Raw genomic sequence first — 13570 nt, forward strand, 5'->3', positions numbered from 1 at the left:
GCCCCTGCGCCCCGGCGCGCGCCAGGGACCGACAGGGAAGATTCAAGCGGTGGCTCAAGGTTCGGTCACACGGCCCAGCGCGGCAGGCTGGCGCGATCGGCCCACGATCCCGGCCACGGCAATGATGGTGAGTACGTACGGGATCATCTCTACGAACTGTGACGGCAACAGCTGCAATCCCTGCAACCGAATCTGGAACGTCTCGGCGGCCGCAAACAGCAGGCAGGCGAGCGCCACGCGCTTCGGTTCCCATTGCCCAAAGATCACTGCGGCCAGCGCAATGAAACCGCGACCTGCCGTCATGCTGTCGGTGAACTGGTGCTGCTCGAGCGCGAGGTACGCACCACCCATGCCGGCAAAGGCGCCGGCCCCGAGCACGGCGATCCATCGCACGCGTGCCACGGATACCCCCACGGACGCGGCAGCTTCCGGCTTTTCTCCAACGGCGCGAAGCCGCAACCCGTACGGGGTGCGGTACAGGATCCACCACACGGTCGGCAACGAGAGGAGCGCGACCAGGACCAGCGGGTTGGAGAATGACGCGAGCAGAGACCCCAGCCCGGCGGTCGTACCGCCCTCGCTCGCCCCGGCCCAGTCGAAGCCCGGGATCCGCGGCGAATTCGACGACGAGTCGAATGCCAGGCGCAGGAAGAAGCGCGTGATCCCCACCGACATCAGGTTGATCGCGATCCCCAGGACCACCTGGTCCGCGCGATAGCGAATCGTCGCGAGCGCATGCAGCGCGGCCGCCAGCACCCCGCCCCCGATCCCGGCGAGCACCCCCAGCCACGGCGAGCCGGTGTAAAAGCTGCCTAACGCGGCGCAGAACGCCCCGGTCAGCATCCACCCCTCGAGCGTGAGGGCGATGACGCCGGCCCGCTCGGACAACACGCCGCCGGACGCCGCAAACAGGTACGGCGTCGCGATGCGCAGCGTCTGGATGAGGAAGGCGAGGATGCTCATGCCTGGCGCCCCCGAAGCGCACGCAGCAGGCGCTGGACTTCGGGCACGGCGGTTGCCACCGCGATGATCACCACCGCCGTCAGCACATCGAGCATCTGCTTGGGCACGAGCGCATTCACCGCAAGCGCACCCTGCGACAACGTGGCGAACAGCAGCGACGCCACCAGCACCCCCGCCGGGTGATTCCGCCCGACCAGGGCAACGGCGATCCCGAGGTAGCCGGCGCCCGCCGCAAACCCCTCTTCGTAATACTGCTTGTAACCGAGCACGTAGTTGACGCCGCCCAGTCCAGCCAGGGCCCCGGAGAGCAGCAGGGTGCGCCACCAGGTGCGCCCGACATGGATGCCGCCGTATTCGGCGGCGTCGGGTTGCAGCCCAACGGCGCGCAGCTCATAGCCGGCCCGCGTGCGGAACAAGAACCACCACACCGAGACGGCGAGCCCGATCGCGACGAGGATCGTGAAGTTTGCCGCCGACCCATGAAACGCCGGGAATACCTCCGCGAGGCGCGGCACCGCCCCCGCGTGGATCTCGGGCGTGTGCAATGACTCAGCCACGCTCACCTTCGTCGCCACCAGCCAGTTGAGGAACGCGGCCACGATGAAGTTCATCATGATGGTCACGATCACCTCGCTGGCGCCAAAACGCGCCTTGAGCGCTCCAGGCACGGCGGCCGCGAGCGACCCACCCGCACCGGCCGCCAGCAGGCAGAGGAGGATCGCGAGCGCCGCCGGGGTTCCAGCAGGCAGGCCAAGCCCCACCAGCGCCGCCGCGAAGCCGCCCAGCGCCAGCTGCCCTTCCGCCCCGATGTTGAACATCCCGGCGCGGATGCCTAACGCGACGGCAAGCCCGGTGCAGGCGAGCGTCGTGGCCTTGTACAACACCTGGCCAAAGCCGTAGGCGTTCCCCCACGTGCCATCCACGAGGAGCCGGTAGACCTCACGGGGCGACTGGCCGAACGACAGGATCAGGAGGTCGCCCACGACCGCGGCGATGAGCAGCGCCGTGAGCGGGGGGAGCAGCGGCTCCATGAGCCGCTGGTACCAGGGATCTCGTGCCGGCGCGCTGAGGTCAGGCTGCGCCATGCGCACCTCCCGTCATGGCACCGGTCATCCATGGCCCCAGTGCCTGGGCACTGGCCTCCGCACGGGGCAGGGTGACGACCAGCTTGCCGCCGTACATCACGCCGACGCGGTCCGCCAATGCCAGGACTTCGACGAGGTCAGCCGAGACGAGGAGGATGGCCTTGCCCGCATCGCGCGCGGCACGGAGCTGGTCGTGGATGAACTCGATCGCCCCCACGTCCACGCCACGCGTCGGCTGCACGGCCAACAACACGGAGAACTCGCGGCCGCGCAGCTCACGGGCAATGACCACCTTCTGCTGGTTGCCACCGGACAGGGCGCGCGCCGGGGTCTCCGCGGTCGCCGGCCGAACATCGAATTGCGTGATCCGTTCCTCGGCGTTGCGACCGATCCGGTCGCGCACGAGTGCCAGGCCGCGACTAAAACGATGCTGCAGGCCAAGAATCAGGTCGTCGGCAATGGAGTACTCGAGCACCAGCCCGCGGCGATGGCGATCCTCGGGGATGTGCGACAACCCCGCATCGGCGCGCTGGCGCACCGTCCACCCCGTGATGTCGCTGCCACCAAGGCGTACGGTGCCAGACGACACCGGGCGAAGGCCGGCGATCGCCTCGATCAGTTCGGTTTGGCCGTTGCCCTCGACACCGGCGATGCCAAAGATCTCCCCGGCTCGCACGTCGAACGACAGCTGGTCAACCTCGTTAGGCCGCCGACTCGACGCGACCGTGAGCGAGTGAACAGTCAATCGCGCCTCGGTCGGTGCCGTCTGCCGTCTGCCGTCTGCCGTCTCCTCTTTTCCCGCCAACCGCACCTCCCGCCCCACCATCATCCGCGCAATCGCCGCCGGCGTGGCCCCTGCCGTCTCCATGTGCCCCACCGTCTCGCCCGCGCGCATGACCGTGATCCGCTGCGAGACCTCGATCACCTCGTCCAGCTTGTGGGTGATCAGCACCACCGTCCCGCCCTTCGCGACGAGCGATCGTAGCACCTTCCACAGCTCCGTGACCTCGGGGGGCGACAACACCGCCGTCGGTTCGTCGAGGATCAGGATCTTCGCCCCGCGGAACAACACCTTGAGGATCTCGACGCGCTGCAGCTCGCCAACCGCCAGGTCGGCCACCCGTCGTGCCGGGTCGACGACCAACCCGGTCCGCTCGCATAACGCACGCACCGCCGCTTCCGCCCCCGCGCGATCGAACTGCAACCCGGCGCGTGGTTCCTGGCCGAGGACGAGGTTCTCGGCGACCGTCAGGGTGGGGATCAGCATGAAGTGCTGGTGCACCATGCCCACACCAGCAGCAATCGCCTCGCGGGTTGACCACCCGGTGACGTCGCGGCCGTTGACCTCCAGCCGCCCCGCATCGGGCGCGTACATCCCGGCGATCATCCGCATGAGCGTTGACTTGCCCGCGCCGTTTTCGCCAACCACCGCGTGGATTTCCCCCGCGGCCACCTCCAGCGAGGCATTGCGGTTGGCGATGCAATCGCCGAAGACCTTTCGGATGCCGGTGGCGCGCAGGGCGATGCTCATTTCGTGCTCGGCACGGTGATGCGGCCGGCGATGATCTCGGCGCGGAGTGCCTCGACGCGCTCCCGGGCGGAGGCGGTGATCAACGAGGTGTTGTTGGCGTCGTCGATGTAGTTGACGCCCCGTTCCTTCAATCCCAACTCGAAAATGCCTCCACGGAAGGAGCCGTCCTGCACCTGGCGGATGGTCCCGAATACGGCTTCGTCCACGCCCTTCACCATCGAGGTGAGGATGAAACCCGGTGCCTCCGCGTATTGGTCCGCGTCGACCCCGATCGCGAGCTTGCCCAGCCGGCGCGCCGCCTCGAAGACCCCCAACCCCGTGGAGCCGGAGGCGTGGAAGATCACGTTCACCCCCTGCTGGTACTGCGAGAGCCCGAGTTCCTGGCCACGTCCGGGATTCTTGAACGCATCCGGGGTGACGCCGGCGTATTGGGCGATCACGGTGCAGTCCGGGCACACCGCCTGGACCCCGGCGCGATACCCCATCTCGAACTTGTGAATCAGGGGGAAGTCCATCCCGCCGACGAAGCCCAGCTTCTTCGAGTTGCCGACCAATGCGGCGAGCGCGCCGACCAGGAAGGATCCCTCCTCCTCCCGGAACTTGAGTGCTGCGAGGTTGTCGGGCGGGGGTACCGGCTGGCCGTTCGCGTCCATCGCCACGGCGTAGTCGACCCCGGCGAACTTGACCCCCGGGTACTCCTTGGCGAGCAGCGTGAGGTCGTCCGAAAAGATGAACCCTACGCCGATGACCAGGTCCATTCCCTCGGCCGCCAGAAGGCGCAGACCAGCCTCGCGGTCGGACCCTTCACCGGGTTCGATGAACCGGACGCGAGCGCCAAGCTCCTTCATTGCGCGTTCGGCGCCCAGGAAGGCGCCGTCGTTGAACGACTTGTCGCCCCGGCCTCCCACGTCGAACACAATACCGACATCCACCCCGTCGCCTGTGGCGATCCGGGTGGCTCCGGCCGGTTCTATGAATAGGAGCGCGAGGTGCACAACCGAGAGCACCACCAGCGCTACGATCAGCTTGCGCATCGGGGGAGGAAAGGTCGCGGTGGTCCGGGGGGGCCGGAAGGGGGTTCGTCGGCCGATGTTGACCGCGGAGTCGGGATGGCGGAGGTTTGGGGTCTCCCTGTCCGGTCCCACGATGACCAATCGTCGCTCGTTTCTTGGTGCCGCGGCTGCGGCCGGCGTCGCCCCCCTGCTCTCACCCCGCCTGCTGGACGCCATGGAGCGGCGGCTCGAGCCCTGGCGGGGGCGCGCACCCTCCGTGGCGGCGACCGAGGAGGAGTTCTGGGACGAAATTCGGCAGGCCTTCCCGGTGCACCCGTACATCAACCTGGAAAACGGGTATTCGTCGCCGCAGCCCCGGATGACCTGGGACGCCTTCCAGCGGCACGAGAAGGACGTCAATGACGGCCTCTCGTTCTACATGCGCCGTCGACGGGCCGCTGACCATGCCCGGGTGAAGGCCGAGCTGGGCGCCGTGGCCGGGGTGCCCGCGGATGAGATCGTGATCACGCGCAACACCACCGAATCCATGGCCACCGTGATCCATGGGATCGAGACGGCGCCCGGCGACGAGGCGGTGATGTGCAACCAGGACTACGGGTCGATGCTGGAGCAATACCGGCAGCAGGGACGGCGGCGGGGGCTCAAGAACGTCGAGATCTCGGTGCCGTTGCACCCGAAGAGCGATGACGAGGTCGTGGACGCGTATGCCGCCGCCATCACGCCGCGCACAAAGCTCCTGCACCTCTCGCACATGATCAACATTTCCGGCCAGATCCTCCCGGTCCGGAAGATCGCGGACATGGCGCACTCCCGCGGGGTGAGCGTGATCGTGGACGGCGCGCACGCGCTCGCCCACCTGGACTTCACCATCCCGCAGTTGGGGAGCGACTACTACGGGGCGTCACTGCACAAGTGGTTGTGCACGCCGCTGGGCGCCGGGCTGTTGCACATCAAGAAGGAGAAGATCGCGAGTGTGTGGCCGCTCATGGGTGACGCGAGCCATGCCGATGACGACATCGCCAAGCTGGAGCGTATCGGGACGCTGCCCACCTGGACGATCATGGCGATTTCGGACGCGATCCGCTTCCACACCATGGTCGGGGTGCAGCGCAAGGAGGCGCGCCTGCGCTACCTGCAGGAGTACTGGACCAGTCGCGTGCGCGAGATCCCCAAGGTGTACCTCAACACACCGACCGGCCATCGGGCGGCCGGGATCGCCAACGTCGGGATCACGGGGATGACCCCGGAGGCGCTGGCCACGGTCCTGTTCGACCGCTTCCAGGTGTACACGGTGGCGATCAACAACGTCGCGGTGAAGGGGGTGCGGGTGACCCCGCACCTCTACACGACAACAGCAGAGCTGGACACCTTCGTCACGGCGATCCGCGAGCTCGCGCGCGGGTGACCGGGCGCCAGCCCCTCCGTGCGATCCGCGGACCCAGGGCTGCGGCGGAGCCTAACGCGGCGCGCGAATCGTGATCACCCGCTCCGCGCGCACCGGCGCCGTCCCCGTGGCCGTCACCTCAAGCTGCATCAGGTAACGCCCGGGCTTGAGGGTCGCGAGGTCCACCACCACCGCCCGCGGCGTGAAGCCGCGGCCGCGCGCGGACTGGTCCGTGATCCCCACCGACACCGGCTGCGACTCGCGCGCGAGCTTGAGCGCCGTGAGTCCCCGGCGCAGCCAGCTCCCGTCCTTCTCCTCGGGGGTGACGGTGATGCTGACTTGGATCCCCTCACCGGTCGGGTCGGTGTTGTAGGTCTCCCAGTAGATCCCGACCTTCACGCCCTCGGCGACCACCTGGGACGCGCTCACGTGCGGCAACACATCCTCCAGCCGGCGTGGCATCCCCTCATACGGCTCGAACAGGAGCAGGTCGGAAATCGCGACGCGTGACGTGGGGAACTCGCTCGCGCGCATCCCATACCGGGCGCGTGACAACGTGCTGGTCCCGGCCCCCACCACCTCGGCGCTCATCAGCATCGGCGCCCACGGGGACATGGCCGTGAGGGTCCCGCGTGCCGGCGAGTTGGGGAGCCGGACCACACTGGCATCCCCCTCCTCGCCTCGCGTGAGGGCCAAAGCTGCCGAGAGTTTGTCAGTCCCGGCGAGTGGGGCGAGGGTCTTGTCGTCGGACACATCGTATGCCATCACCACCAGGGCCGAGTCGCCGCGGCGGAAGATCGCCGACTGGTGCCTCAGGTTGCGCAACAGGCGCGCGTGATCGGGGGAGTAGCGAGAACGGACGCCGGGCAGCCCCTTGCCACGCCACCCGATCGAGTCGCTGAGGGCGGGGTTCGTGATGGTCTCCGCCATGGGGAGCATGGGGGGCGCCGGCGTGGGTTCGTAACCCGTGATCACGGGGGTGCGGGTGCCAGGCATGAAGCCCTTGGACCGGGACCACGCACGCGACCAGCCATACCGAAGCATCATTTCCCGTTCGTCGCTGTCGAACCCCATGGAGTGAATCGACGGCGCATCTTCCAGGAACTTCTGGTACAGCCGACGCGAGAGGTACTCGGTGCGCGCGTCGTTGCCGCTCGTCGACAAGGTCGGCCGCGCGAGCCACCAGATGCGCCGCTCCTGACGCTCCCGCTCCTCGCACGTGGCGTTCCGGTACGAGCGCAGGAGACCGTCGTCGAGGATCAGCTTGAGGTCGCGAAATTCGCACGCCTCACGCGGGTCCATCGCGCGGAGGGCTTGGGTCCAGGCAGAGTCCGAGGCGGCATAACGCTGGTGGGCGTGAAGGGCGAACCCGCGCACTGCGGGGCACCACCACCCCCGCACGTCGCACTTCGCTGCGACCTCCACCGCCTCTCCCGTCCGCCCAGCTTCCGCGAGATACCGAACGAGGGCGCCGGCGGTCCACCGATCGCCCGGGAACGCGCGAAAGCCGGAGTCGAGGGCGGCGATGAATCGGGTGCGCTCCCGCGTGATGTCGGCCGGCTCCGCAGGCACGTCGGCAGACGATTCGTCGTACCAATAGCAGAAGCGCCCGATGGTCTCGTCGCATTTGCCCGACGGGCCGCGCCCGAGGTCCGCGATCGGCAGGTGCTCGCGGCGATACCCCTCGAATTCCTGCTGGCGCAGCCGGAGCAGACTCAGGACGTCCGGTGGAGGGGCGGCCACGGACCTGATGTCGATGACCTGGGCCGCGAGGCTCAGGGGCGCCAAGGCGGCGAGGGCGAGTCGGGACAGCACGGTCGGCAAGGCTCTCATGATGTGCATTGTACGCCATAAGACACCTCAGGGTGCCCCAACCATAAGAGCCGCGTTCCCGTCAGCCCCTGACCGGTCACGAACGTCCTTGCCAAAACAGGTGGGCGGCGACAATATGTAACTTGATGGTTACGCATTCCTCATTCGTATTCGAGGCGATCGCCGACCCGACCCGGCGCGCGATCGTCGACCTGCTCGCCACCCGCGAGTGGGCGGCCGGGGAACTCGCCGAGCGATTTCCCGTCAGCCGTCCAGCGATCTCGCGACATGTCCGAATCCTGCGGCGGGCCGGGCTGGTTCGGGAACGGAAGGAGGCACGGCACCGGTTCTACTCGCTCGACCGGTCACCGCTCACGCAGGTCGATCAGTGGCTCGCGCCCCACCGGGTGCAGTGGGCGGTGAGGCTGCATGACCTCCGGCGCGTCGTGGAGGACGCGGTGGACCCGACCCCCCAGGCCGATGGAGGCTGATCCCGTGCAATGGACCCATGACTACCACGCGAAGGTTCCCGCCCCACCGGCCCGTGTCTTTCGCGCGCTGACCGACCCCTCCGAGATGCGGGAGTGGCTGTCGGAGCACGCGGAGGTGGAGCTTCGTGTCGCCGGCCGATTCGCCATGTGGGGGCGCTTCACGCCGGGTACGCCAGCGGCTCGCCACGACGGAGACCTCCTGATCTCGGTGATCCAGAACGAGCGCATCGAGTTTTCGTGGCGATGCCTCGGCGTCCCGAGCATTGTCGCGCTCTCGTGTGTCGCCGAGGGCGAGGAGACCACACTCTCCGTGCGCCACACGCTGGATGGCGAACTTGCCATGCCCCGTGCTCGCGAGTTCGTGGACGATTGGTGGCGGCTCGTCTTCGCCAACCTGACCGCATGGCTCTCCGGCGGTCGCGGACTGTGTCGCGTGGACTTCGCCGACCCGGCCCCCGAAGTCCGTCTCACCATCGACATCGCCGCGCCGCGTGAGGCGGTGTTCCGCGCCCTGCTGGACCCGGCCCTCGTGAACCAGTGGATCGCGAAGTCGGCGACGATCGAGCCGCACGCGGGCGGCAGGTATGACCTCGGATGGCGGTACGTGGTCGATGGTCGCGATGTCATCGGCGGCACGACGCGCATCATGGAAATGCGCGAGCCGGAGTACCTCGTGCTTGACTGGCTCGACTGGCGCGGCGACGCGAGTGTCACCGGGCAGTACATCTCGTTCACCCTGGAGGTGATTCCAACGGGCACGCGGGTGCATTTCCGCCACGCCGGATTCAGCCGTCCGGGCGACGTCAGTGACTACGCCTTTGGTTGGGTGTACTTCCTCGATCGCCTGGCCGCCCTCTTTCCTGCATGAGGTGAGGCGCGGAAGCAAAACCGGCGGCGGATCCGAAGATCCACCGCCGGTTTCGTTCGCTGAGGGGACAGCTCTGTGCTACTGCACCATCGAACTCGCGGATCAGAAGTTCGGGTTCGTCTCGATTTCCGACAACGGCGTCGAGAAACACAGGTCGCGCCCCGCCATCGTCTCCAGCGCGCCAAGCGTCCCGGGACGGTTGGCCGCGGCCCACCGGCGCAAGTCGCCCAGCCGGCGCGCTTCGAGCCAGAGCTCGATGAAGCGCTCACGCTTGAGCGCGAGCCAGGCGTCTTCCGCCGTGGTCGCGGTCACGGCCGGCACGTTGACTGCCGTGCTCGTCCGGCGGGCGTTGATCAAGGCCATCGCGCCCGGGATGTCGTTGTTGATCAACTTCACCTCGGCCTCGATCAGCCGCATCTCCCAACCCGTCGAGAGGTTGATGTTCGACGTCTGGGCGTTGTGCTTCGTCTGGAAGTACCAACGGACACGACCGAGGTTGCCGACGGCCGCATCGCCCACGAGGACCGTGGCGCTGCTGTCGAAGGCAATGCGCGGATCCCGCGTGGTCTTTCGTACAGCCTCGAAGTACGTGTTCCACACCGTGTGGGCACGATACGGTTGATTGGCACCGGCCCAGTAGATGCGATTGTACTGGTCGAGGTCCGTCGTGAAGTACGGCATGCGGTAGGCAAAGGTGCTCGCCACCGCGGCTGCGTCGCTCGCAGCTCCGGCCGTGTTGCCGCGATTGAGCCGAACCGAGGCGCGTCCGGCCGTCGCTGCGGAGACAAGGTTCGCATTGTTCGCGGCCTGTGCCACCGCAATGGCCTCAGTGAAAGCTGCCTCGGCGCGCTCGTAGTACACCGACGATGGCGTCTTGGGGCCACCGTTGATCACGCCGTCACAGAAGTTCTCACCGAGCATCCGGTTGGCGTAGCCGGTCCAGATGAGCCCTTGGGCGTGCGTCACGTTGTTGCTCGCGGCGGTGCCCAGAATGCGCTTGATGCGGGCCACACCGTCCTCTGCGGTCCAGCGGGCGCGCTGGGACAGGTTCCAGTGGGTCGCGTCGTCATCCGGCATGATCTTGCCGGCCTGCTGCTGTGGGGTGATGCCGAACGAGCCGGTCGACCCTGCCGGGTGCAGCTCACGCGCGACTGCTGCGCCCGTGTAGGAGACCCAGTTGAGCGCCTCGGCGAGGTCACGGCCAGCGCCGTTCACCACCGCGGTGAGGGCGGCACGGGTCTCGAGGAACTCGGACTGGATGGGGCCCGGGTTGGTGGCGTCGAGCGCGCACCCTGCCAGGCTCCCGACCAGGGCGATCGGGGCGAGGCGGCGGGAGAAGTTCAGGGAAGTCGTCATGGTCATTGGCGGTTTCCTCAGAACGAGATGCGAAGGGAGGAGAGGAACACGGCCGGCGCCGGGATGTGCTCCGAGATGTAGCGCACGGTCGGGTTGAAGCCGTCGTTGCCGGACATTTCCGGGTCGAAGATCTCCATGCCGTTGTTCTTCCGGAAGATGTTTTGCGCCGAGAAGACCAACGAGCTGCTGCTGGTGCCCGGGATGAAGCGACCCATGGGAACGGTGAGCGTGATATCGCGAACCTTGAAGAAGTCCGCCGGCTGGATGAACATGTCGCTGCGCGAGTTGGCGGCGACGCACATCAGCGTCTCCTTCACCGTCAGCTGCTGGCTGGCTGCCTGCTTCTTGTAGGTCCCCTCGCAGGTCGGCCAGAGCACGGAGCGGGTGATGGCCTGGAACGAGGCGTCCTCGTTGATGAAGTGTCCACCCTGGAACTCGCCACGCGCCGAGATCGAGATGTTCTTCCAGGTGCGGATGTTGAGGCTGCCGCCGATGATCTTCGTCGGCTGGGCCGGGCCGAAGATCGCGTTGTTCTCGACGTTGCTCGCGAGGAGCTGGGCGCCGGTCGTTCCCGCTGGGACGAGGTCATTCGGGTTCTTGATCTTCATCCCGCGAATCACCGGGGCCTGTTCGCCCTCGATGACCCATCCCTTGTTGCCGACGGAGAAGGCCTGCGCACCGCCGAGGCTCAGCACCTTGGAGTCGTTGGTGGTGATGTTCAGCCCCGCCTGGATGCCCAGCATCGGGCGGTCGACGATCGTTCCGTTGATCGCAATCTCGAGGCCGGACTTCTCCATCTCGCCAACGTTGTCCAGTACCGAGTTGAGGAAGCCATTGGTCGGGATGCTGCGGACGAAGAACAGGGCGTCCGTGGTCTTGGCCCGGAACCAGGTGAAGTCCGTGTTCAGCCGACCGTCGAAGATGCTGTGGTCGAACCCGAGTTCCGTCTCGGTGGTGCGCTCGGGGCCGAGGGCGGCATTACCGAGGTTGAGCGGGCGCACGGCCGGCTGGCCACCCCACCCGACCGGATTCCACGTCTGCACGGCCGCGAAGGCGCCAGGCGCACGACCCGCTGCACCGTAGGCGGCGCGGAGCTTCAGTGTGCCGGCGGCCTTGGGGAAGAAGCCCTCCTCGGACGCAACCCACGAACCGGACACCTTGGGATAAGTCTGGAAGCCGAAGTCCTTACCGAAGGCGCTGTTGCCGTCGATGCGCGCGCCGACCGTGAGGAAGAAGCGATCCTTGAAGCCGAAGAGCGACTGCGCGAACGCACCGCCGGTGATCACGCGCTGGCGGTTTTCGTCCGAGAGCTTGTTCGAGCCCGACGCGACCGTTGGCACGGTCGGTGACGGAAAGTTCTCGGAAAAGCCCACGACGTCCGATACCTGCGAGTTGACATACTGCGTGCCGGCCGACGCGGTGATCTTGAAGTCGCTGCTCAGGTTGAAGTCGTAGCTGTTGACCCAGTCCGTGGAGATGGTCTGGTTCGACCACCGCTGGTTCTGGATGACGCCCAGCGGCACGGCCGGGAAGCCGTACGGGCGGACGTTGCGGTTCTCCAGCGCGGCGCGATCATACCCTATCGTGAACCGCGAATTGAAGTTCGCGATCGGGGTCCAGGTCGCGGTGCTTCCGAGGATCATGCGATCGATCTGGGAATTGAGCTGCTGCTCGAACACTCGCGCGATCGTGTCGGAATTGGCGCTGCCGAAATAGTTGCGGTCGCGGCGGAAGGCATTGAGGGTCACGCCCTGTGCATTGTTCCCGGCCGGCGTCTGCGAGATCAGCGTGTTGTTGAACGAGCTGTTCCAGCTGACCGCGATCTTCGGGATCGGCATGAAGTCGACGTTCGTCCGGACCAGGTACTTCTTTTCCCGGTCATTAGGGAGCACGCCGTCGTTCTTGTCCGCGCCGAGCGAGACGAGGTACTTGAGGTTCTCGCCCTGCCCACCGGACACCTGCACGTTGCTGCCGTAGCGCGTCCCCATCGGGTTCGCGCCGAGGTTCTCGAGGAGGCCGGCCGAGTTGCGGAAGAACGGATCCATAAAGATGAATGGCGCCGCATCGGTGCCGAACTTCTGCATCTGGTTGTAACCAGTGTTGAACTGGGCCTGCCACTTCGCACGCCCCTGCTGGCCGCGCTTGGTGAAGATCTGGATGACGCCAGCGGCGGCGTCGGTGCCGAATAGCGTCGCTGCCGCGGCGCCCTTCACGACCTCGATCCGCTCGATGTCGTCGGGGTTGATGTCGTTCAGCGGGCTCGCGTAGACGTTGGCGCCACGCTGCGTGGTGCCGGTGAAGATGCCGTTGCGCGGATATTCATCGGAACGGGTGCGCACACCGTCGATGTAGATCAGCGGTTGGTTGGTCAGCGCCACCGACGTCGTGCCGCGAAGGCGGATCGCCTGACCGGACCCGGAGTTACCCGTTCCGCCCGCGATGCTTACGCCGGCGAGGCGGCCGTTGAGCATCTGGGAGACGCTGCTGGACACTTCGGGGGCGTCCGCGACCTTTACCTGCCCGATCGAGTTGCCCACCTCGCGCTTGCGCGCCGATCCGGCAGTCCCGGTGACCACGACCTCGTCGAGGGAGACGGGGGCGGAGGTCACCGTGAAGTCGAGGGTGACCGGGGCGGTCCCGGCGATCGTGACCGATTTCTCGACGGGTTGATACCCCAGCGCCCGAATGCGCACGACGATCGTGCCTTCGGGAACTCCGGCAAAGGTGTAGCGTCCGTCCGAGGCCGTCATCCCGCCAAAGCGGGTGCCGACCACGAAGACCTGGGCACCCGCAACCGGGGCACTCGTTGACGCGTTGGTGACCGTGCCACGCACGGTCGCTCCACCTTGCGCCGCGGCGCTTGGGGGAGTGGCGAGACTCGCAGAAACGAGCGCGCCGAGGGTAAGCCACTGACGGCAAAACGACATCGCAACCTCCGATGGGATGAGGGGGTCGTGTAGGGGATGCGCCAGGAGGGATGTCAGGCGTTCCCGAACTGCCCAAAGGAGCAGCCGAAAGGCTCCCCAGTCAAGCACATGGGGACGGGGGGACCGCGTCACAGGGGCTG

The 13570-nt window shown here is 67.1% G+C and carries 10 protein-coding genes; 3 read left to right on the top strand and 7 right to left on the bottom strand.

The features are described 5' to 3' along the window. Positions 1-54: 54 nt before the first annotated feature. The 4 genes from IPK85_23180 to IPK85_23195 are packed head-to-tail and all read right to left on the bottom strand — an operon-like array spanning position 55 to position 4613. A complete protein-coding gene (locus IPK85_23180; GenBank protein MBK8250269.1) occupies positions 55-963 on the bottom strand; it encodes an ABC transporter permease in 909 nt (302 codons plus the stop codon). Further along, a complete protein-coding gene (locus IPK85_23185) occupies positions 960-2048 on the bottom strand; it encodes an ABC transporter permease (GenBank protein MBK8250270.1) in 1089 nt (362 codons plus the stop codon). The genes IPK85_23180 and IPK85_23185 overlap by 4 nt, the downstream gene beginning before the upstream one ends. Beyond that, the gene (locus tag IPK85_23190) at positions 2035-3579 is read right to left on the bottom strand and encodes an ABC transporter ATP-binding protein (GenBank protein MBK8250271.1); all 1545 of its coding nucleotides are present in this window, start codon (positions 3577-3579) and stop codon (positions 2035-2037) included. Before IPK85_23190 ends, IPK85_23185 begins: the two co-directional genes overlap by 14 nt. Beyond that, the gene (locus IPK85_23195) at positions 3576-4613 is read right to left on the bottom strand and encodes a BMP family ABC transporter substrate-binding protein (GenBank protein ID MBK8250272.1); all 1038 of its coding nucleotides are present in this window, start codon (positions 4611-4613) and stop codon (positions 3576-3578) included. Before IPK85_23195 ends, IPK85_23190 begins: the two co-directional genes overlap by 4 nt. A 112-nt stretch (positions 4614-4725) precedes the next feature. Between IPK85_23195 and IPK85_23200 the strand changes: the two genes are divergently transcribed. Continuing rightward, a complete protein-coding gene (locus IPK85_23200) occupies positions 4726-5997 on the top strand; it encodes an aminotransferase class V-fold PLP-dependent enzyme (protein ID MBK8250273.1) in 1272 nt (423 codons plus the stop codon). Positions 5998-6048: 51 nt separating this feature from the next. On the opposite strand, the gene IPK85_23205 is transcribed toward IPK85_23200, so the two are convergent. After that, positions 6049-7809, bottom strand: coding sequence for a hypothetical protein (locus IPK85_23205; protein ID MBK8250274.1), 1761 nt, complete (start codon positions 7807-7809; stop codon positions 6049-6051). Between the two features lie 125 nt (positions 7810-7934). Here IPK85_23205 and IPK85_23210 point away from each other — a divergent pair, with 125 nt between their 5' ends. Further along, entirely contained in the window at positions 7935-8279 is a 345-nt protein-coding gene (locus tag IPK85_23210; protein ID MBK8250275.1) for a winged helix-turn-helix transcriptional regulator, read from the top strand. Beyond that, positions 8269-9147, top strand: a complete 879-nt coding sequence (locus tag IPK85_23215; protein MBK8250276.1) for an SRPBCC domain-containing protein — start codon at positions 8269-8271, stop codon at positions 9145-9147. Before IPK85_23210 ends, IPK85_23215 begins: the two co-directional genes overlap by 11 nt. 102 nt (positions 9148-9249) lie before the next feature. On the opposite strand, the gene IPK85_23220 is transcribed toward IPK85_23215, so the two are convergent. Together IPK85_23220 and IPK85_23225 are read right to left on the bottom strand one after the other, a co-directional pair. Beyond that, complete coding sequence (locus tag IPK85_23220) at positions 9250-10503, bottom strand: hypothetical protein (GenBank protein MBK8250277.1); 1254 nt, start codon at positions 10501-10503, stop codon at positions 9250-9252. Between the two features lie 17 nt (positions 10504-10520). Continuing rightward, the gene (locus tag IPK85_23225; protein MBK8250278.1) at positions 10521-13430 is read right to left on the bottom strand and encodes a TonB-dependent receptor; all 2910 of its coding nucleotides are present in this window, start codon (positions 13428-13430) and stop codon (positions 10521-10523) included. Positions 13431-13570 lie beyond the last annotated feature (140 nt).

It is taken from the genome of Gemmatimonadota bacterium, assembly GCA_016712265.1.
Taxonomy (GTDB): domain Bacteria; phylum Gemmatimonadota; class Gemmatimonadetes; order Gemmatimonadales; family Gemmatimonadaceae; genus RBC101.